The organism is Candidatus Eisenbacteria bacterium (assembly GCA_030017955.1).
GTDB lineage: Bacteria > Eisenbacteria > RBG-16-71-46 > JASEGR01 > JASEGR01 > JASEGR01.
This window is the reverse complement of the sequence record JASEGR010000024.1, coordinates 16,725-37,912: the sequence shown is the minus strand read 5'-3', so window position 1 is coordinate 37,912 and position 21,188 is coordinate 16,725. Positions and strand designations below refer to the sequence as shown.

The 21,188-nt window shown below is 55.7% G+C and carries 20 protein-coding genes; 2 read left to right on the top strand and 18 right to left on the bottom strand.

The features are described 5' to 3' along the window. The 13 genes from QME66_05580 to QME66_05520 form a co-directional block, all read right to left on the bottom strand. Positions 1-328, bottom strand: a 328-nt coding sequence (locus QME66_05580; GenBank protein MDI6808437.1) for a hypothetical protein, incomplete at its 3' end; no start/stop codon positions are given. 284 nt (positions 329-612) lie between these two features. After that, positions 613-963 carry a DUF1064 domain-containing protein gene (locus tag QME66_05575; GenBank protein ID MDI6808436.1) on the bottom strand — a complete coding sequence of 117 codons (351 nt, stop codon included), beginning with the start codon at positions 961-963 and terminating at the stop codon, positions 613-615. 605 nt (positions 964-1,568) lie between these two features. Further along, a complete protein-coding gene (locus tag QME66_05570) occupies positions 1,569-3,146 on the bottom strand; it encodes a TROVE domain-containing protein (protein ID MDI6808435.1) in 1,578 nt (525 codons plus the stop codon). 4 nt (positions 3,147-3,150) lie between these two features. Further along, entirely contained in the window at positions 3,151-3,846 is a 696-nt protein-coding gene (locus QME66_05565) for a hypothetical protein (GenBank protein MDI6808434.1), read from the bottom strand. A 24-nt stretch (positions 3,847-3,870) separates the two neighbouring features. Next, complete coding sequence (locus QME66_05560; GenBank protein MDI6808433.1) at positions 3,871-4,662, bottom strand: hypothetical protein; 792 nt, start codon at positions 4,660-4,662, stop codon at positions 3,871-3,873. Positions 4,663-4,922: 260 nt separating this feature from the next. Continuing rightward, positions 4,923-5,120, bottom strand: coding sequence for a hypothetical protein (locus tag QME66_05555; protein MDI6808432.1), 198 nt, complete (start codon positions 5,118-5,120; stop codon positions 4,923-4,925). A gap of 115 nt (positions 5,121-5,235) precedes the next feature. Continuing rightward, a complete protein-coding gene (locus QME66_05550; protein MDI6808431.1) occupies positions 5,236-5,703 on the bottom strand; it encodes a hypothetical protein in 468 nt (155 codons plus the stop codon). A gap of 4 nt (positions 5,704-5,707) precedes the next feature. Further along, complete coding sequence (locus QME66_05545) at positions 5,708-6,154, bottom strand: 3D domain-containing protein (protein ID MDI6808430.1); 447 nt, start codon at positions 6,152-6,154, stop codon at positions 5,708-5,710. Position 6,155: 1 nt separating this feature from the next. After that, complete coding sequence (locus tag QME66_05540) at positions 6,156-6,401, bottom strand: hypothetical protein (GenBank protein ID MDI6808429.1); 246 nt, start codon at positions 6,399-6,401, stop codon at positions 6,156-6,158. A 140-nt stretch (positions 6,402-6,541) separates the two neighbouring features. Next, entirely contained in the window at positions 6,542-6,751 is a 210-nt protein-coding gene (locus QME66_05535) for a hypothetical protein (GenBank protein MDI6808428.1), read from the bottom strand. A 282-nt stretch (positions 6,752-7,033) separates the two neighbouring features. Beyond that, positions 7,034-9,175, bottom strand: a complete 2,142-nt coding sequence (locus tag QME66_05530) for a bifunctional DNA primase/polymerase (GenBank protein MDI6808427.1) — start codon at positions 9,173-9,175, stop codon at positions 7,034-7,036. A 446-nt stretch (positions 9,176-9,621) separates the two neighbouring features. Next, positions 9,622-12,120 carry a hypothetical protein gene (locus QME66_05525; protein ID MDI6808426.1) on the bottom strand — a complete coding sequence of 833 codons (2,499 nt, stop codon included), beginning with the start codon at positions 12,118-12,120 and terminating at the stop codon, positions 9,622-9,624. 138 nt (positions 12,121-12,258) lie between these two features. After that, positions 12,259-14,076: a hypothetical protein gene (locus QME66_05520; protein MDI6808425.1), complete on the bottom strand. Its 1,818-nt coding sequence runs from the start codon at positions 14,074-14,076 to the stop codon at positions 12,259-12,261. 148 nt (positions 14,077-14,224) lie between these two features. On the opposite strand from QME66_05520, the gene QME66_05515 reads away from it, so the two are divergent. Both QME66_05515 and QME66_05510 read left to right on the top strand, forming a co-directional pair. After that, a complete protein-coding gene (locus tag QME66_05515; GenBank protein MDI6808424.1) occupies positions 14,225-14,383 on the top strand; it encodes a hypothetical protein in 159 nt (52 codons plus the stop codon). Next, positions 14,370-14,720 carry a hypothetical protein gene (locus tag QME66_05510; GenBank protein ID MDI6808423.1) on the top strand — a complete coding sequence of 117 codons (351 nt, stop codon included), beginning with the start codon at positions 14,370-14,372 and terminating at the stop codon, positions 14,718-14,720. The genes QME66_05515 and QME66_05510 overlap by 14 nt, the downstream gene beginning before the upstream one ends. A gap of 243 nt (positions 14,721-14,963) precedes the next feature. Here the strand turns inward: QME66_05510 and QME66_05505 are convergent, their stop codons facing one another. The 5 genes from QME66_05505 to QME66_05485 form a co-directional block, all read right to left on the bottom strand. After that, positions 14,964-17,429 carry a hypothetical protein gene (locus QME66_05505; GenBank protein ID MDI6808422.1) on the bottom strand — a complete coding sequence of 822 codons (2,466 nt, stop codon included), beginning with the start codon at positions 17,427-17,429 and terminating at the stop codon, positions 14,964-14,966. 2 nt (positions 17,430-17,431) lie between these two features. Continuing rightward, positions 17,432-18,838: a hypothetical protein gene (locus tag QME66_05500; protein MDI6808421.1), complete on the bottom strand. Its 1,407-nt coding sequence runs from the start codon at positions 18,836-18,838 to the stop codon at positions 17,432-17,434. A 4-nt stretch (positions 18,839-18,842) separates the two neighbouring features. Then, the gene (locus tag QME66_05495; GenBank protein ID MDI6808420.1) at positions 18,843-19,754 is read right to left on the bottom strand and encodes a hypothetical protein; all 912 of its coding nucleotides are present in this window, start codon (positions 19,752-19,754) and stop codon (positions 18,843-18,845) included. 62 nt (positions 19,755-19,816) lie between these two features. Next, positions 19,817-19,981, bottom strand: coding sequence for a hypothetical protein (locus QME66_05490; protein MDI6808419.1), 165 nt, complete (start codon positions 19,979-19,981; stop codon positions 19,817-19,819). Between the two features lie 130 nt (positions 19,982-20,111). Beyond that, positions 20,112-20,822, bottom strand: coding sequence for a M23 family metallopeptidase (locus tag QME66_05485; protein ID MDI6808418.1), 711 nt, complete (start codon positions 20,820-20,822; stop codon positions 20,112-20,114). Between the last annotated feature and the right edge of the window lie 366 nt (positions 20,823-21,188).

The following is a 21,188-nucleotide window of genomic DNA, read 5'->3' as shown; positions in this document are numbered from 1 at the left end:
CAGCCCACGCAGCCCTCGCAGCCCCCGAAGCCCCCGCAGCCCCCGCAGCTTTTCCGAAACCTGTATCGGTCACGTCGAATCGCCAATCAAATTTTGGCGTCGATAGACCAGCAATCCGATATGCTTCCGCAATCGCAGCTTCACATTCCTCTTTCTGGAGTGGCCATCCACGCCGAAGGTTCACACGTTCCATGCGCTTGATGAGCGCAAGCGTCGCATCGGTGAACCCGCGCGCGCGTTCTCCATCGTTTTTCCATATGAGTCCTTTCGCCATATCAATCTTGGACTTGCCGAACGGATTGCACGAAGTAGCCGTATTCTCGCTCATGCACGACTTCGTAGATCGCGGGTGCGATCGTGAGCGTCTTATGCTCTTCATGGACGAGCTCGACCGGTTGGAACACCTCCATGACCGCGCGACCATCGGGAGTCGTGAAAAATCGTACTGTGTCGGGACGCGGATCGGCGATACGGTGTCGGTGTCCCGTTGCCTCACCGTACGCGAGGATGTGCGCATCTCCTTTCGTATTCTCCGTTGCTCCTTCGGGAATCGACCCGATCGGTCGCACCAGGAGATCTCCATGTCGGTAGGTCGTCATAACGTATTTCCATTTACTGTCGTACCTGCACCTCAATTCCGTAGAACGCGCGCATGAGCTTCATGGTGCGCCGGAAATCCTTGAGCTTTGCGGTAACCGGACTCTTCACATCGATAACTTCCTCGTGCCCATCCGCGTACTTCACCCAAAAATCCGCCGTGTAAATCCCGATGTTGTTCTCGTTGATGATGAACGGATATTTGGGGTGAACCTGTATTTCTACGACTCGTTGATCGTTCCTTCTCGCTCGCCGGCAGGACTGAAGTTCACGGTAGACTTCCGCTTCCCGTTTACTCGAGAAAACCTTGCCGTCTATTTCCGTACGTATGTTTCCGTATTTATTCTTTATGCGCTCGTTATTCATATCGCTCGGTACTTATTCATTGAAATGGTGAGTCTCAACTCTGTTTACATGATTTTACGGAGCGCTCCCGAATCTCATTGAGCTGTTCCTTCGTGAGCATATTCATTCCCTCTTCATCTTGTTTTCCTCTTCCGTTCTGCTGTGAACTTCTCCAAATCCGCCGCGTGTTCTAACACACTCAACGCATACCACATCGCGCACTGATAGCAGCTGTACGTGTACGGCGAGCAGTACTTCCACCCGTGCATCTTCTGACGGAGCGCTTTGGCGATAGCGATGTAGGTCACAATCCTTGCACGTCTTTCAGCGAACTAGGTGAGCATGTTCAATCTGTTGCTCGTCCTCTCATCCGCGGCATTCATTCGTGTCTCACGATTCCCTTACATAGTACGTCTAGTACTTCGCCATATACCGCTCAATAATGCTCGCTCTCTCCCCGTTTTCCCTTCTTCATTACCGAATCAGTCTTCGGACGAAAAATCGTGCATCGGGTATAAACAGGTAACCAACACACGCCGGCCCGAAGATTTTTTCCAATAACCGTGGATGAACTTTGCACGAGGGATTACTACAATGATAACCCTTGTACTCCGACCCACGGATATTCACTCCTTGGCAAAATTCGTGATGAGGTTCGGTGCTGCGATATCAAATCCTACGACATCAAGCATCCCACGATCATTTGGGTCTGCGACGGTAAACCCATTAGATACCATCCCTACCACGACGAGCTTCGCGGGAATCTGCATCGCGTTCCGATACTGAGCAAGCGCCTGACTCGGATGTATATTTCCCGCCCACGTTTCACTGTCGGTATACACCACAAATGTATCTACAGAAATCTTCTCTTTGAGCGCCCAGAGCATTGGGAGCGCGCAATCGGTTCCATCCATCGAAAGCGCATCGGCCTTCCGCATCACCGCATCAAGCGTTTCCTTCTTCGTGATTGTCAATGGGACGAAACCGTTGGCGAACGCCATGACATGATACTGCGGTTCTGTTCTCGCAGTCACCATTGCCATTGCTACGGATGCGATACGCGGCGTGAGACCTTTTACACCCGCAACTGCTCCACCTGACATCGAACCAGAGACATCGAGCGCGAGGAGCATCCGCTTCCCAGATGGCTCTACGTTTCCGAATGCAGCGTAGAACGCATCATCGAGCGCATCGCAGACGGATTCTACGGGCTCCCATTCGAGCTTCCCGAGATTCCCGCGACCATTCTTGTACGTGTGGAGCGCGGTGAGTACTGCGATGGGATGCAATCGAGATTTCACGATTTGATCTCTATTTGCGAGTTTCTCTCCAACGAGTTTCGCTGATACACTCATTGGTTTCAATAATCCATTCGCGCTCATACGCCCAAGATTCCGAATCATCGCGTGGAGCGGCATATGCGGAAGCAATGCGTTCCACATTTTCGCACTACCAAGAAGTTTCGTTGGCACCATTTCCCACGTAATGCGTTTGTCCGCCTCGATGATTGCCACCGCATCGTGTTCCGTCTTCGTCTCTTGGAGACGCGCGAACTGTTCCACGAGGTCGTGGATGCCGTCACCGCGCTTTCCTTGCGTCACCCACTGGAAGAGGAGATCATGCGCACCGAGTTTCTTCGGATGCGCGAGCCGGAGGAGATCGCGGTGCGACCATCCGTTCCGCTGTCGGTATTTCACGAGCTGATACGCAAGATCATCGACGGTCTGCTGCGTGTACCAGTTTCCGATTGCGGTTCGGAGTCCACGACCCCAGCCACGGAACGCTTGCACATACTCTGCAAAGGTGAACAGGTGCGTCCCGATACGCGCAACTTTCGGTAATGCCGCAAGCGCAGCCTTTCGCGTCTCGGGATTTCCCGTTCCTGCGACCATGGCGAGTGCGAAGAGTGCCGGATCATTCTTTGGTGCTCTCCCAGAGTCACTTACCTCAACGATTCTTTGGACCACGCGAACCCCATTTTGTACGATGCAGCGCATGACCGCTTCGGCATTCTCCACGGTGAGTTTTCGTTCGCTCGCGTAGTAACTTCCACCTTCAGAACCGAGAACGAGGAACCGATCGAGTCGCATCCAATCATCCACCGCCCAAGAGAACCCACCTGTGGAGTTCTCCACCTGTGATGATCCGGGGATTCGTTCACTCTGCGGCGTTTCCTTCGTACTGAAATGCGTCGTGTAGTGCATAACACTACTTTCCCATGTATATCAACTCATCAACGATGAGCACTTCTTTATCCCATGCACCAAGGACGTAGTCCCAATTCCCGAATGGTGAAGAAACGAGGAGAATGGGATCCCGTTTCTTCAATTCTGTTTTTGGATCAAAGTCTTGTACGATGAGCCGGACAACTGGTTTATCTTTACGGATTTTGAGGCATGAGTGCTTGAACGTCAGTAATTCGTCGATTGCTTCTTCTGGCATCGTCCCTGAGTATTGAGTAACGGGTACAATCTTCAAGCGATACGTTGCGCAGAGATTACGGATTGCTTGTTCATGCGTCGTGGGATACGAGAATAGATGCTTATAGGTATCGTATTTCTTCCTCGCTTCGAGGAACCCGAGTACCGTATATTCGGCATTGAGATCGAAAATACTGACATGATCTTCAAGTATCTTGATACGCTTTTTGATGGTTTTGATTTTTTGAACAAGATTAGAGGTATCTACGATCGGTTCGGTTTGATCCTTCAATAACTCCCACACCTCAATTGGTTTTTTACTCTCGCGCGTATCTACTTTTTGAGTTCTTCCGATGACTGTTCCGTCTTGGAATGTAATAGAACCTTCATCAATGACTTGAACGAACCCATTGCCACTCATTGAACGATAGGTCCCTACCTTCCTTTTCGATACTGCCTTCTTTATTTCAGAAAAGATACCCATACATCACTGAGAATACATAACTCACTAGGACATGGATTTTTGATGAATAAAACAAAGTGGTCTCCCATGCTTCTTTTGCGAGTACCGGAGTACGGCATCCGTAATCCCCGTTTCACACTGCGCACAATTGGCGACGATCTTCTCTATCGGCTTCTTGGCCATTGAAGGAGGCGCTACAGGCTCCGCCACTGGAAACACCTCCCGAATAGCATCATCGGTGCTCTGATGGGTTTCCGTTGATTCTAGAGGCATTGTAGGGCCTTGTGGGGCCTTCCGTGCGGGATTCTTGGTCGGGAATGGCTCCGCAGGGAATACGCCATCCATCTCCTCTGCGGGGGTAGGCCGGAATCCAGCGAGCACCGCAACCCATGAGAGTACGTTGCGGAACGCCTTAGCGCACGCACGTGTCTGGGCCATGCTCTTGAGTTGGAAGAGCGGCTTGCTCCGCCAGTTCTGCTCGTCGTTCAAGCACATTGCCGAGGCCGCGGAAATCACCGCGCTGTCTGCATTCCGCAGCACCTCCGCCGTCGCCTCGAAGCCGTGTACGTCTCCGTACTCGACGTACCGTACCGACGATTCCACGATACGAACCGAGAGCCCGTAGAACCGTCCGAGCAATTGCCAGTCTTCAAACTCAAGGTATTGTTCTCCTCCGAATCTCACCTGTTTCGGTTTCTGACGAATGACCTCCGTCAACGCGATCGATGCGTGCTTGGCCTCGGCGAGCACCAGATCCGGTGCGCGCTCAACGATGATCGAGTGCATGATTTCCGACGGCACGACCGCTGCCGTCACTGGTTCTGCTTGCGTCTCCATATATCTCCGCCTCACTGCATCGCGGTCAATGATCCTTTCGGATCAATCGGTCCGGTTTTGCGTTGGCGTTCCATTTGTGATCTATACATCCAAAAATAGCTCCGTCTTCTTTCATAAGTACGAATGACGTGACGTGTTCGTTTGTGATCCGCCGTAGTTCCAACTGTTCTGTGGCGTACCGTGCATCGCCCTCACGCTCATGGAACGGCAACCCACGGATGCACGTCGTGCATGGACCTCTGCGCATCGTATCGCTCGCATCATACGAGATGGACATGTCTTTCTTTCTGTTCGATGGCATCGAAGTACCCGAGTTGCGCGAGTTGCGTGAACACGTAGTCCTGATTCCGGTTCAAAATCGCCTGGATGAGCCAGCTCGCTCGTTCCTTCGTCAACGCGCCGAGGACGCGGTAGAGTTCCTCCCGTTTCGTGACGGAATCCCCGGGTACGCGATCCATCCACCGTTCATGCGTGCCGCGATCCATCACGTCGTGGAAGAGCCGATCAAGAATGGACGACCGTTGGCTGAGCGTGAGTGGATCGTGTGCGGACATATATCAAGGAAGACGCACATCATGCTTTCGGGACATATATCACAAATTTCCCGTCGCATATGCCGATCGGATAGAGTCCCATCTCCCAAAGAGGAATGAGGAGCAAGAATGCTCCGTTTTTGTACTTACTCCGAAACTCGGTAAGATCAGACACGATAATTTCTTGCGAACCCAACGCCGCATCCCGCGCCGCACCCCACGCCGCACCCCACGCCGCATCTTGCGCCGCATCCCGCGCCGCAGTCCACGCCGCATCCCGCGCCGCATCCCACGTCGCAGTCCACGCACCAGCCCAATCATCAGGCGATTCTAGTTTTCGATACTCAATCTTCGCATCGACGCCGAATGCACGAAGCGTGATCTTTACCAGTTTTGTCGCTTCCGATTTCTTCCAGCCTTTTTTGGGTTGGAACCATGGAATCTTTTTGACGCGCTCAATGTACGCATCGAGTCGTTCCTGTATATCCGTTGGGAGATTTTCCGCCATACGATCATTGCGCGATAAAAACCGTCCGTTCCTGCTTCCCCCATACGAGCGCTGCGGAACGAGTCGGGAACCAAATGTCGAAACGATCATCGTACCGACGGCTCATGCGATCGGTGCATGTGTACCGTTTCGCTCCAATGTACACCGTTGTCCCGAACGGATACCGGCGAGGACATGCGATCGCACCATCGTGGACGAGCTGCCCATTCGCCATTTCAAACGGTGTACGGTCTGTTTGATCGGTCGTTGAGGAGTACGCGGTAACGGTTGCCTGAACCACCCGTATCCGTTGCCACATCCGCTCGAGCTGGAGATCAATCTCTCTTTCGAATGTACGACGGGAGATGCCATTGAGTTCTACGAAAGAAATCTCGTGTATCCTCGGTTGCGCGAGCGCAATCATCATGACGACTATTCCGATGATGCCTCCGATGGTGAGGATGATCTGCATATCAGAAAGGGATCGCCATCACCGACAAACGTTCGATCTCCTTTCGCGCTGCTGCCTCAATCGAGTGCTCCGGTGGTCGCCATCCTTCCGAGAGGAGGCGATTTTTCACGATCGGGAGATAGCGCTCAGCCATCGCCTCCTCATACGCTTCATTCGCTGCATCCTCGTCATCCTGCCGGTGCGACGGGTGGAGACATCCGTCCTCCGGTCCGGCGTGACAGTCGTGATCTTCAAATGAGTCGTTCATATAAGTTTTTCAGTATTTTCTCGATACATCATCATCGATATATCTACTTTCACGTGGTGTAGTCTTAACCTTTCTATCCACAGCATACAACGGCGTGTCGTTCCTGTCAATGTGGATAACTGGATAACGAGAAGCCGCTCTTATTGAGCGGCTTTCTTCCTCCTTGCCTTCCCACTGAGTCGCCCGAGCTTGGCCATATGGCCTTTCTTCTTGGCAACGGCGCGGCCTCCTGGAGAGGTGACGGTCGCCCGAGCAAACCTGAGAATCTCCTCCGGTGATGCCCCACGAGCCACGAGATCAGCGATGGTAAGTTCCGCCGTTTGGACCTGCGGTGCTTTCTTTTCCGGCATATACTCCCAGCGTAACAGCGTGCCGTTTTGAGGTCAATGCGGCGTATCAATAGCGCAACCGTACGCTCATGGCGTACGGCAGGTCACGCGATCCATAATAGTGTCAGTTTTTTCCAACAAACGTAGGTTTATACCGAACGAGTCACCAGTCACCACCCTATAGAGAGTCACTAGTGGTGACTCTCTATAGGTGAGGTATGACCGGACGAGAATCGAGTCACCAGGGTGGTGACTCGATTCTCGGCTAATTATAGCTAAATCTTCGGATGAGTCACCACCCAGTCACCACCCTGGTGACTCCGTGTCAAGTGAGTCACCACCCTGGTGACTGACGGTTGTTGAAAAAAGCCGCCAGACACCGTCAACATTACCCCACAGATTCCTCATACTTCCTTTGGTTAGCGCGTTCTTCAATGAGGCGTTTTTTGCGTCCGAAATCACCGTCGCGATACCCGCAAGATCTTTCGGTCCATCCGAAAGTGCCAAACGAATCCGTTGGACGAGCGATGCGTCTTTCGGGAAGTTCATGGCTGGGTTTTCGTAGCCCATGTCCACGAAACCATCCCCGAAAAAGATACGACATCCGAATGACGCTCTCCTGCGGTCATCGTTTGCCTTCCGATGGTGGAGCCCGCTATGAAGAACTCGATCTTCCTGCTCTTGTGTACAGGCGATATTCCAAATATTCCTAGGAGAGTTTGCCCAGAAAACCGATCCAAAGGCGTACGCGTGATTCTCCTGTTTTGTCTCATGGGCGATGGTGAGAGACGTTGTCTTGAGGGAAGCGAGTGCGTTGAAGTACCGGATGGCTATTTCTGCTTTCTCTGGTTCTCCACCACAGGCAAGCGCAGCGGAGTCCACGATGATCAGGCCGATGTCGTGCTTCGCAATAATTCTCTTGAGCGCAGGCAGACAGTCCGCGATGGGGATACCGCTCGGGGAGTAGTATCGGAGCGCACGAAGTCCGTCGTCGAATGGTGTATCGGCGAGATTAGGAGCACCGCGAATCAGCTCGAGACGGTCCGCGAGCGTCCCACTGGTTGATTCATAGTCCACAAAGAGCGTTCGTACTCGAGCCGCCGGCGTCATTCCGAGAAACGGGGTACCCGTTGCGAGCGCGTACGCAATTCGGAGCGTAATGAATGTTTTGCCTGATCCCCCACGTCCAAAAAAAAGATTCGGCGCACCGAGAACGATGAAAGGCTCTAGGAGATACCCCACCGCTTCCTTTGGAGCATCTTCGAACCAACACGACGTATCCTTATGCTCAATGTGTTTTTTGAGCGCTGATGCAGCTTGAGAGAGGATGAGGTCCCATGCGACATTCCTCCCGAATGTTTTTGTGAGTGCACGGGCAAACCCTTCACGTGCGGAAAGTGAGAGTACATTGATTCTCCCCTCAAACGCTCGTGGTGTTCCCCCGGCAGTGATGAGCTCCACGGAGAGCACCGCGTCAATGGTATGGTTTTTCATGAACTCCACGTCTGAAAAACGCAAGAACACGAGACCGTCTTCAACGGGGATTTGTACAACGACGGTGTCTCTGTCTTCAACAATCATTGGGGCGTACGTTCCCTCGGTGATCATTGGCGTATTCCCCTCGATGACGCCTTCTCGCGCCCGCCGCGTCTTCTCGGTCTTTGCAATGGATTCGTACACCGTTTTAAGCTCATCATTCCCAAGAGGTGGTGTTGCATGCGTGGTATTCCACGCTTGCAGGAGCGGCCAGACGACGCTTTCCCAGCGGTCCATGCGGTGTTCCCCGAGAAGCATCCCTGCGATGCTCGTGGCAGTGTTATTCCGTGATCCTTGCGGGGTATTTCTACTGAGGATTTCGGGGATTTTCGACTCGTGCGTTCCGATGATCTTCGCTCTGATCGTCTCAGGCAATGAAGCAGGAGTAACGGTACCGATAGGGATATCCCACGCATACGTTCCACCGGAGTCGTGTGGACTCGGTGGAAGGAGCACATACCCCCCCTCGGTCTTCACGTCGTACCGAGGCGCAATTTTTCCGACACTATTCCCAGTTGTCTCATTCTTGAAATAGAAATGCCATCCGCCACCACCTGTTCGTACGCGCGGGGTCTCAATGTCGAGAAGACGAAAGAGCGACATATCCGCATCGTGCTCTGCATCTATGACGAGAAATCCAGTGAGCTTCCCGACCGCGAGCCCGATCCCCGCATCGGGCCATCTCGTCCACCAGTGACGGATGTCGTCCTCACTCGGAAGTGCTGTGGCGTATCCCCTCCACGGAACGAGTGGAGTTTTTCGTTTCTTATGATTCTTATCCCATCCCACTGGGAATACCGGAAGACCCATCTTGAGGTATCGAATCGCGTTCTCGAGAAGGGTCACAGGAGTGTGGGATTGCGGTAAAATTTTACCCCAAGCATACGTGCATCCTCCTGCGGTAGCCATCGTTGCCACCGTCCACAGATGGTGCAGTCGATCCCGTAGTGGAATCCGTACTTGGGAAGTCTTCGATCGTCTTCGTGGAGACGGGTGATGATTTCTTGTGGGAAAAATCCTACATATTCACGAAACGGACCCTCTGCGTTACACTCCGCATATTTGCATTTCGTCGACATAACAAAAACCACCAATATGAACGGGCAAGTATGGCCCGGATAACCATCGGGTCACACCGTCGGACCGGGTTGCCCCTAGCCCGCTCATAATGGTGGTCTGATGGTTATCTTGTTGGATGTCGGGTTCCCATCCCGACATGTCCACACTACCATGCCTACGTCGTGGGCGCAAGGACGACTTTCTTGCCTGTCTAAACCCCTAGATCGGACTACTCTTTCCGAAACGAGAGGTAGATACCGTAGATGGTCATGAGCACCCCTACTGTGGAAATGGCGTCAGCGAGTGGTGAGTACATGCCTATTCCCCTTTATAAGAATACTGAGCTGCCGAGCAACCTCCTCTGTAATAATTCGCTTCTTCGTATAGTCATCCCACAGCTTCGCGCGTTCCTCGTCCGTCTTGAACGCATCAAGCTCCTTTTTGATCGCCATAGCGCGATCGCCCGACGCAACGCCCTTCGTCTTGAGATCGCGGTCGTGAACCGTAATCCCCTCGTCCTCTTCTCGTTTGATCCGCTCGATTTCCTTCGCAAGTTCTGGGTTTCCCGCAATGATTTTGTCGAAGATGTCTGCAGCTTCCTGCTTCGGGAGTTGGTCGAGCTGATCGAGATATGCTTCTACGCTGAACCGTTTTGAGGTCCCGAGTGGGAGCTGTCCGAGTACAAGTTCTCGAATACGCCTCGAGAGTTCTTGTACCGGGCGCACCTGGAGCGTTGGTTCACCGATCTTGCTCTTCCCCTCCACAAGTTCCTGCGTGCCGTACGTCTGAACACCGACGCCGAAAATTGCCGGAAGTCCACCCATAATGCTTTTCGCATCTGGGTCCTGGGATAGATCGTATATATCTTGCATGACTATCGGAATGAATCGTGATATCACCTCCGTTGGGAAGTCGAAGTCCTCGCCGGTAAATGTTTTCCCGCGAAGCCATGACGTGATGAGTGACGCGATCGGTGATTCCTTATTCTCAAAGAACCGCTGAGCAATATCGAACCGCGTCAACGGTTTGTATCCCTCTCCGAGCGTGATAGTACGTCCGGTCGTCGAGCTCACCACTTCACCGGAGATGAGCTGCCCCACCGTACGGAGCGGTTGTTGGAATCCACCGAGGATGTCGTACCGTGTATCTCCAAACTTCGCTTTCCCGAAGTCCGCGCTTCGTGGATCTGTTCCTACCTCTGCGCCACCGAGCTTCATCAATCCGAGGACGGTCCCGGCTATCGCGGAGAACGAGAAGAGTGATTTGAGCGCCTCCTTTCGAGCGGGAGGAGTCAGCGACGTGTAGAAAAACGGGTTCATCAGGTTGAGACGCGAGAAGAGGAGCTTCGGGGAGAAGAAGATGGCATTGAGGACTGGCGCGGCGCGTTCGAGCGCACCGGCACTCCCACGTCCGGTTGCCGCATTGACGAACTTCCCAACATCACGGAGTTCTCGCTCAGTAAGTTGTCTCCCTCCCTTCGTTGCGTCCCCGATGATCGCATCGAATGTATCGGCGCGGAGTTTATTGAGAAACCCAGAAAACGAACGGTTTGATCCTCGGACGATCCGACCAATGACCGGGATACGCTCCGGCAGACTCGACATGATGGCTTCCTCGCGCTTCGTGAGCGTTTTCCCGAGATCAGTGAGCGCAAGACCAGCGTCCTCCATCACGCGGTACGTGGATCGCGCCCGAATGGACTGCTGGAGCCCCTGGTATGCTTTCTCTGAGAACGCAAACTTGAACATCTCCGTAAATGCCGGGAGGAATTGCTTTGGCCTCCCGATGAGGAAGACGCCCTGCTTGAGCGGAGCGGAGAAATCAAGCGATGCCATGAGTGATCGTGGAATGTTGAGCACCTCACCAATAGTTGCTATGATCCGAGTGCTCAACGGCACGTTAGTTTTCACGGCATCCATGAGGTCTTTTGAAAAGATTTCACCGAGCGAGTTGAGCTCGCCCTCTGCGGGAACGACGCCATCAAAGAGTTTCTGAAGCCCAGTTTTTGTTGAGATTTTCTCGAATGGGAGCAGTGGAGCATTCTCGATCTTCTGATACATGGCATCCACATCGGCTTGCGTGAACTTATCACGTACTGCTGCAAATTGTTTCTTCGGAAGCTCTCCCCTAAGTTGACCGAGTTGAGCAAAGAATCCTCGCTCACCGGGGACCTGCTTCCCCATCTCTGCAACACGCGCGGCACGCCGAGCGCGCTCCTGTGTGTACAGGAGCTCCTGCTCTCGCCGAACCGGTCCAGCTTCACGAATGGCGATTGTCAGCTTCTCTTCTGGCAATGCAGTCGTGAGCATCCGTTCGGTTGTCTCGCGTACTGCTTCCGGTGTCTCTGCCTGCGCGAACTCCTGAGCAAATCGTCTACTCAATGTTGATGGAATTTTCGTTCTTCTGAGAACCCCGAGGACCGCATCTACCGTTTTCGCCTTCACGAGTTGTTCGGTAATCCTTTTCTCTGTACCACCGAATCCTGAGACATCAAATCCAAGGCCTGCAATGACCGCCGGGAAGGATAGCGCCCGCGCGGTTTTTGGAGCAAGCCCGAGTTCCTTCGTTGTTTCTTCAAACCGACGCTGCGATTCAGCGAAGCCAATCGTCTCTGGACCGAGGAGCGCGCGTTCAATGCGACCGAGCAGCGACGGGATACCCTCCCCAGGGGTGAATGCCGGCTTCCTCCCGATCGCCGTTCCAATGGTTGCTGCAGCACGGAATGGCGCTCGTGCAATATTAACGGCAAACCCACCAATTGTCTCCTCCGGGCCACTAAACCGGCGACGCGCCACTTGCTGTTCTTCCGCGCGCCGACGAAGACGCTCACGGAATTGCCCCAGTGAAGATACTGATACTCCTGGAATTTCCGGGAGCATCGGCCGAAGTTCCCGGAGTGCTCCCTGAACACGATCGAATAACCCCATAGCGGATCATCGGTACGGATTCGCAACACCGCCTTTCACCTCCTCCCTGATCTCCTTCTTTCTTTTCGCCTCCTCTAGGTCCCGCGCTTGCGCCCATTCCCGAATGTATAGTTCCGGTGCTATGGATTGGCCACGCCTATCCTGTTCGGATTTCCAGGCACGGAAAAATTGCTCCGCTTCATCCTTAGTCAAAACATTGACGAGCACGTTTTGGAGTGTCTGCGGCAGTAAAGATGCATCAACATCGGCAACACTTCCAAGTCCGTTAAGCAGCTTTCGTTCTTCGGTAGTGAACGTGATGCCGCCACCGCCGAGCCGTTGTTTCGAGAGGTTGATGAGATCATTTACCGGGATGCCGAGAATCGGTGCGATCTTCTCTGCGACCCCTTTCGGAATTGCCTTGTTCGTACTCAAGTACGTCACCATGAGTTGCCGCGCGTTGTCCTGCTCCCGATCTCGTCGCTGCGCCTCCGCGTTTGTCTTGTTGATGTCTCGCGTGAGCGCATTCTCTCGAGATTGAAACTCGCGCTGTGTCTCTTTCTCTTGCGCGGCGAGTTCTCGCGTGAGCTTCCGATCCTCCATCGCCTCACGGCGTGCAACCTTCTTGTCCTCCAATGACTCCGCAAACTTCAATCGTTCCAGGGCGTTCTTTTCCCTGTTCTCCGCATCCTGTCGCCGCTCCTTGAGGAGATCAAGCGCGGTCTTCTGCTGGTTCTCCAGCCGCCGCTGCGCCGCTTCCAGGAAATCCTTACGAGCACCAATCTCAGCTTGGAAGAATGGCTGCGTGAGTTGCGCCTCACGTTCCACGCCTCCGAGCCGCGTCTCAATGGCCTGGAGTGCGCGGTCCGCATCCTCACCGGCTGCCTTTGCGAGCTCTCCCGCGAACTGACGCCGGAGTGTGAGGTCTTCCACGCCGAGCTGTCGCGCACGGTTGATCTGCGCGAGGACCTTCGCAATGGGTTCCGCTTCCCGCGCGGTGAGCCGCGTGAGCTGCGGTGCGGAGACGAGGAATTGTGACGCCCGCTGCTTCACCTCCTCCGGGAGTTCTTCCAACCGCCCCTCAGTCGCTACGCCGAGTTCCCCGAGCCGTCGCTGCTCCGCCTGAAGTTGCGGAATCCCCTGCTCCGTCTGGAACTGCCGGTACTGTTCGAGTGCCGATGGGCGCTGCTGGATTGCACTCACCAACTGCTCTCGTGAACTCCTGAGGTCTGCGGTGAGCTGATCCTGTCTCCGTTGGATGGCATTGAGAATTGCCTGTGATTGTGGACTCACCGCATTCGGATCGGCGTCCAGGAACTTGTTGAGCCGATCCGTGAGCGCGCGCATCACGGGATCATCCGCACCAATCACTGGTGGCGCAGCGGCAGCATTGACGTCAGGAGCAGCAGGACTCGGTGCAGGCGCAGGAGGAGTTCCCGGTGCTCCTCCGGGTGCTGCGTCGCCCTCTAATCGCCGTATGATCGCCTCATTGACCGTCCGTGCCGCACCTCGTGCCTCCGGTTCCGTGATGCCGAGGAGTTGCGGAAGTGCGAGCGTCGGAATCGTCGTCCCCGCAGCGCCACCAACATCGAGCGCGGGAATCCCCGCCGGTGTTGCGCCTGTGGAAACTTGCTTCTGCCGCTCCAGGATATTCCCAATCACCACATCAGACGGGAGTCCTGGGAAACGACCCTGTTCAGCAGTAATTTCTGTCTGTGGGATACTGACAGTAGGCGCTGCTCCAAGGACAGGTGGCGGTACACTCGGGGATGGTAGAGCACCGAATACGGAACCTCCTGGCTGCGCCATCGGCCTGAGGAATATCTGTGGACTCGTCGTTCGCACGAGTTGCTCCTCGCGGAGACCGCGAAGCTGTGACGGCTCCGAGACCGGCGTCAACCCCTGACGGGTTGCTTCTTCCGGTGTGATCCGTGGACCAGCAACCGGTGGCGCCGGTGCCCTCGGAGGAGCTGCTGCTGGTACGGGTGCGGGAGTGACGCGAGGAACCGGTGGTGGCGTGGTAACCGGCGTTGGTGCGGGCGCTGCACGCGATGGAGGAGGCGCAGCAACTGATGTCGGTGCTGCGCGTGGTGGTACGGAAGCCGGCGCCGGAGCACGCGGTGCTGGAGCTGACGTCGGTGGCGCTCGGTAGCTCCCCTTCGTCAATCCCCATCCCTGAGATTGGAGTTCCGATGCACGGGGAGATCCAACATCAACGACCTCCCTTTCCCCCGCTGGACCGTACAACGTTGCCTGGCGATGTTGCGCTGGCGGTGCTGGCGGTGGTGATGCGGGTGCCGGCGGCGGCGCGGGAGGAGGAAGCGCCGGTTGAGGCGGTGGGAGTTGTGGAGGAACCGAGGGAAGCGGCGCTGCCGGCATTCCCAGTTGCTGTCGGACGAGTGCTTGCTGTTCCGCGGGAATCCCTTGCTGTCCCGCTGCGCCGATCCGCTGAGAGAAAGAGAGCGCGCCAGTTCCAAAATCCGTGGTGAAGTTTGGCGTCACCATCCGAACACTAAATGCACGCGCGAGTCGTTCCGCGTCGTACTGTGCTTGGACGTTATTCCCAACGTTGAATGATCGGTCTTGCCCCGATGCCCCGCGGACGACGAGACGGTTTCCCTCGACAGCAAACTCCACCGGCTCGAACCCGAGAGTCGAGATGTCCTCACCGCTGAAGTTTCGGAACTCCCGTGCTGCCTGTAGAGAGAATGCCATACGATCACTGCGATTCCTCACTGGGGAAGTAATGCGTTCGTCTGCGCCTCCTCCACGCGTTGGATTCGTCCGTACAGTTGTCGAACCGCTCCGACAAGGAGCATGTTCAGCTTGCTCCAGTTGACGAAGGGATGCCCGTTTTCGTTGAAGGTCACGAGCTTGAGTTCTTCCAACCGTCGGCGATTCCGATCAAGAAACTCCGCGAAGTGGAGACGAATCGGATCGTGCTGTCTAGAAACTTGGACAGAGAGTTGAGTGAGAAGTTCCACATCGTTCTGCTCGTCGAAGTTCGTCCAGGCAGTTCCGACATCCTGGTGAGAATCGCCATCGGAATCGAGAATGAACCGCACGGTCCCATCGTCTCGGAATACGATGATATTCGCATTCGCGCCGAGCGATCCGGTCGTCGTCCCCGACCGAAGCTGTCCGATAACCTGGACCGCACCAGTGGAGCCGTTCGCCTTCGTCGTGTCTGCGGTGACGTGGATCCCGATGACGTTCAGTCCTGCGGTCGTGCTACTCCCGATCCCGGAAATGGAGAGTCCACCGTTCGTTGCACTCGCTTTCTGGAAGAATCCAAACGTGTCCGTCTCGGTGAGCGTGGTCACCCCGTGCGCAACATCGGAAGATTTCAATGTCAGAATCTCATTGTCAGAACCTGCCTGGTTGATGGCGACCCCCGGACCGGTCATCCCGGCCGGCGATACCGTGGCACCGACAAGAAGGTTCCCGTCGAACCTCGACACCCCACCGTCAATGAACACCGCGTACGGACCATTCGTGGCCGTCACGTTCGTGCTCGCCACCGGTGCCCCCTCGACGTAGAACGTCGCGAGGTTCGTCACCGTCCGCACGAGTGTGGTCGATGTATACGTCTGGATGCCGAGGCGAATACCGAACACGTCGGTCGCGGTCGCCGTCTGATTCCCGAGCACAATCGATGCGGTCGGGAGATCAAGTCCTGCGATCGTGGTGACCGCGCCGAATCCGTTGGCGATCCCTGGCTGGTTCACCCGAATCCCATTGATCGTCTCGGAGCTTCCGCCAAACTGTTCGATATTCGCTGCGATACTCGTCGTCAGTGTCGCATTGGTCCCCGCGATCGGTGCACCGGTGATCGAAAACGTTATCGCGGTGGTGAGCGTCGATGCCCCGACGAATGCATACGTCGGCGCCTGGACGCGCACCGCGCGCTGCGTGGCGAGCGCACCGGTCGCAAACTGAACCGTCCGTGCCAGGTTGAGGTTGATATCCGTTGCCTCGGTCGATGCGGTGAGCGTCGTGTGAGCACCACCAGTGATGGTGAACGCGGTCGGAGAACCCGTGAGGACGACCGCCTGGGTGAACGTCGTATTCCCATTCCCGAGAATGGACATTTTCACTGACGGCGTATTGTCGGCGGCTCCAGCAACGCCTGGAGTTGCCGTGTACAGTTCGATACTCGATGATCCAGATCCAGTTGCGATCCCGCTCTGCAAGAGCAGCGTCCCCCCGTTCCCGTTCACAGTCCCCGATCCTGCCCCACCAGAACCGATGGTGAGGTTGTTCCCAGCGCCTGCGATGGAAAACCGTGCCATCGTTACGGTTCGAGCGGATTCCCCAGACAGCGTGATGTCCGTGCCGTCAGAGAGCGTGATGTCCCCATTCGCTTCAAGGCGCATCCGTAGAAGTCGAGCGGTTCCACCGGCCGTCGTGGTAGAAAAGTCGATGTACGTTCCCCGCGCCGCATCGGTCCAGTTCTCCGCTGCGGAGAACGTGATCGCCGCCTGGAACGTCCCGAACGCAGGGAATCCGGTTGCCCCGTACCCGTTTGCACCAACGAAACCGAGCGTATCGTTCAACAATGCAGCGGTGGGCGCCGCGAATGTCCCCCGTGATTTCCGGAATGTCACGTTTGGCCCGGAGCTGTTCGCGCTGTACTGCTCCATGTGGATACCGGAGGTCGCCTCATTGATAGTCGTGATGATGGGACCAGCGGCGTTGTTCCCTCGAATGGTGAGCGCATCGGTCGTTGTGACGTTCCAGTCGAAGGACGCCGCCGTCGTCCCCACACGCATCGCACCGGTGTTCAGAACGTAGAACTCCGCATTGTTGTTGTTCAGAGCGAAGTCTGCCTCCGTGGCACCGATCCACATGGTTCCCGACGTGTTCACGTGAAAACTCCGCGTAGTGATACTTCGATCAGGAATATGAATCTCTCCGGCAATCAGTGCGCCGCGGAATGTTCCCGAATTGAACTCCACATCACCGTTCCCACGAATACGCCATCCCGTCGTTCCCGTGACGAAGTTCGAGGACCGGAGTGATCCGTCACCGCCGACCACATTGTTGATCGTCGTAAACGCTCCGCCAGTCGAGAGCGTCGAGAACGACGAACTCGGTGCATCTGCGACACCATCCGTCGTCGGCACACCCTGGAAGATGACCGGTACATCCGGGATCACCGGAAACCGCGCGATGTCGATGGAGGGAGATCTCGCCATACCTAGACGATCGGCTCAAAATCGTACGTCACCGCAAAAGAGAGGACACGCGGAGCGGCAGCGCCAGCGGTGAGCGTGAGTCGGACCTGAATGTCATACGCCTTGATGTTCGTGGACGCACGGAGCGTCGTCGTATCCGCAGTTGCCTCTGTCCCGAGGGTTGTGAACGCTGCGGCGCGATCCGCGGCGACCGCGATGGCGACGGATTGCCCAGCTCCGAGCGGCGCGAAGTTCACCCGGAAAGCGGAGAACAGCTTACGCTCGAACGGACGGCTGGCGTCGTAGATACGGGAGGTATATGTGGCAGTGGTGAACGGGGTTGTGCCCGTCACGCGATCAATGCGGAAGGTCACGCCATCCCGAACGCCGACGTATAGATTCTGTGGGTCTACTCCACGCACCGCACCGATTTGAAGTGTCGTCCCCGTCCCCGTTCCGGTCGATGCGGTGTACTCCAGGTTCAGTGACGGTGCGTAGTTCTTGTCCGTGGCCCCATACGTGTATACGCCCTGCGAGAACGTCGTGGAGTTCGTCGTCCCGGCGATCCCCGCATGAATGAGTCCCTTCCAGAGGGAGACGGCGCCAGGCCATACCTCTGCGTAGGACGGAACGATCCCTGGGATACGCTTCACCTTCACGAGCTGGCGGCCCATGGCGCCAGTCGCGTACACGTTTCCGGCAGTTCCTGCGAATACGTAGAGCGTATTCTGATCGGCAATGAACGCGTTGACCCCGCTCTCTTTCACCCAGACCGGCGAGAGGTACGTCGAGGCGTTCCCGTCCCAGTACGCGAGCAACCCATCCTCGAAGTCCGTGATTGCGCTCCCGCGCATACACCCGATGGCAAGATAATCGCCGACCACTGCGAGCGATTTGATCCGCCAGCCGATCGGGAAACTAAACTGATTGACCCGCGTCCCCGCGTCATTGACGGTTGTGAGCGTCCGCCCGGCGCCGATGCAGATGAAGTTTTGGTACTCCACCATCGGGTGCCAGTCCGCGTCGGTCGTCAGTGTGGCGAAGAGCGCACTCGACGGCCCATCGGAGAGCGGCCCGTACCGCCGAAGATCGGTTGCGTTCGCAAACCAGAGATAGTCATTGAAGATCGTCATCCCCTGGCCCGCGCCACCCACGGACTCGAAGACCGACCACGCGCCGCCGGTCCGTCGGTAGAGCTGGCCGGTGGATCCGAGCGCGAACAGCTCCGATCCGCTCGTCGGCTGGAACCACTTGATGAGATCCGTGACGACTACACCGCTATCGTTCGCGGTCGCAGTCGCCACGGAGAGCCGATCTGGCTCTGTCCGGTAGTCGAGGTTTCGACCCGCCGCAAATGAGCCCACGATGCCACGCTTCTCGCCGGACGAGAGCCCACCGAAGAATTGATCCTCCATGAGCACGGTCGGCATAGCGCTACGTGATTACTGCGGTTTGCGGCGGGTCATTCGGATCAATGAATCTCGACTGCTCACGGAGTGTCCCCCGGGGGGGGATAACGAATTGGTGCGATTTCGTTCCGAACTCCCGTTGCATTCGGGTCATCCCAGTCTCGAAAAGGTCGAAGTACACCCGCGAGAGATCCTGCCGTTCCTTCTGGAGGTAGTAGAACGCAACGGGGCGCCAGATGAGCAGCTCATGGAACTCCTCGGGGATCACCGGAAGCTCGCCGATGGTGTACGCCTCCCCACCAGGAGCGGTGATGGTCGTCCCCGCGTACGTCTTGATAATCGTGATTGCGGTATTCGAGGTCCGCGCACTGATCTCGTACCAGAATCCGTTGCTCGTGATGCGGAGATACCGCCCGACGAACCCCGCGGTCCACACGGTTGCCGCTCCGGTGACTGCTGACGCGCCGTTCGCAAGTGCATCAATGGTCCCGGTCGTATAGTCATCATTCGCAAAGTCCACGACCCGCCGGGTGTAGTAGAACGTGATGGTCCGTCCGGCGGTCGACGGCACCGGCCAGAACTCCGCGGTGTCTGCGGAAAGGAAGACGTACTGCGGCGGTTCTGATGTATTGCTCGTTCCTCGCGCGGTAATGTGGAGCCAGAGGTTCAAGTCCTCGACGATCTCCACCGGGTACTCAATGCCGGCGATCGTCGTGGTGACGTGGAGCATCTTCCCGTAGTTATGCGGGAGTCGGTACGTGGCGGTCGATGCCACGGTGGTTCGCGTCCCTATCACTTCGAGGAACGGCCATCGCCACCGCGTGAGGATATGGTGGTGCGTCTCGTTCACGAGATTGTTCACGAGCGTCACCGTCGCGGCGTCGGTATCCGTAATGAGGTCCGTGATGCGCGTGCGAATCCCTTGCCGGGTGAGCATAGGTGAGTACCGAACTCTGAGCGCGGGAGGAGTTATGGAAACGCTCCCGCGCGCGCAGTTCGCTACTTCGCCGCTCGGAGCGATGCGAGTCCACCTGCTCCAAGGAGACCAAAGAGGAAATCGCGCTCCGCCGCATCGATGTACCCGAGATACGCTGCCACAGCAACAAGTCCTATCAATACCGCGAGAATGTACGAGCGCTTCCCCTTGAATGATGGGAGTGACATACCCACTGATAATGAAGGTTACGCTGCGATCGATTCCGGTTCCGACGGTTCCTCCGGCGGTGTCTCCGGTGGCATCTCCGGCGTCAGTTCTGTATCTAGTTCCTGCATGGGGTCATCCATAAGGACGTTGTTATGATCCAATCATTGCACGAAGCTTCTCTCGATATTCGTCGTAGGTCATCTCTGACCACGTGACGAATAGTGCCGGATTCACGATATGCGGGAGCGTCCATCCGTTTCCGTAGGTGATCGCGTTGATCTCCCTCGGAGTCGGAAGCCGACCTAACGCTCGTCGTGTCACCAGTGAGAACGCAAAGACTTTTTCCGCGAAGTAGTTCCTCGGTCTCCCGTACCGTTGATCCACCGGGTATACGGATTCGCGTCCGCTGGTCAGGAAGAGTGCGGGGTCGCTGTACCCAAAGTACCCATTGTCAAGCATCCGCTTCTCCTGTCCTTTGATGATATAAACCACGCGGGTACCAAGATGGAGGTGCGATCCGGTAGAAAACTTCGGGAATCCCGTATTATCGCAATGCGCGATGAGTTGCCCTTCAGTAACTTCCTCTCCTGTTTTCACAAAAATCTCCTGAAGATGCGCGTACACAACTTCCACGAAACACTGGACGCCGTTGATCTGCTTCGTCGGGGTTCGGAGAAAGAGGAAGTATCCGTAACTCTTATCGCTCGTATCAGTATACGCACAGATTCCGTTGAGTACTGAGAAAGCGGGTGTTCCATCCCTTGCAACCATATCGGCTGCGTTGTGCCCACGCATTCCTAAATCTTTGTAAAGTGGGATCGCATTCTCACCGAATCCTTGTGTTATTCGGACATTCTTCAATGGAGATACCATCGGGAATACTTTTGCGATGTCTGCAATTTTCACTAACGATGGTGGTGCTATAGACATATCCTAACGAGCATGGGACAATACAGGAGTAGATACGACAACGACTACACTGTATGGGTGACCAACAGAAATCACGGATTGATCGTTCTGGCTACTGGTATATTCGTTCTCCGAAACATCCATCATCGAAATCATAATCGAAAAGATAACCGGATTGAAAATCTTGAATTATTCGATTCTCCTGGACAGCATGTTGCTCGCGAACTTCCAGAGGCAATCGCTCACGCACGAATCGTGAATCTGAGACGACGCCCACAAAACTACGATCGCCATATCGTTCGATGTCCGATCTGCAAA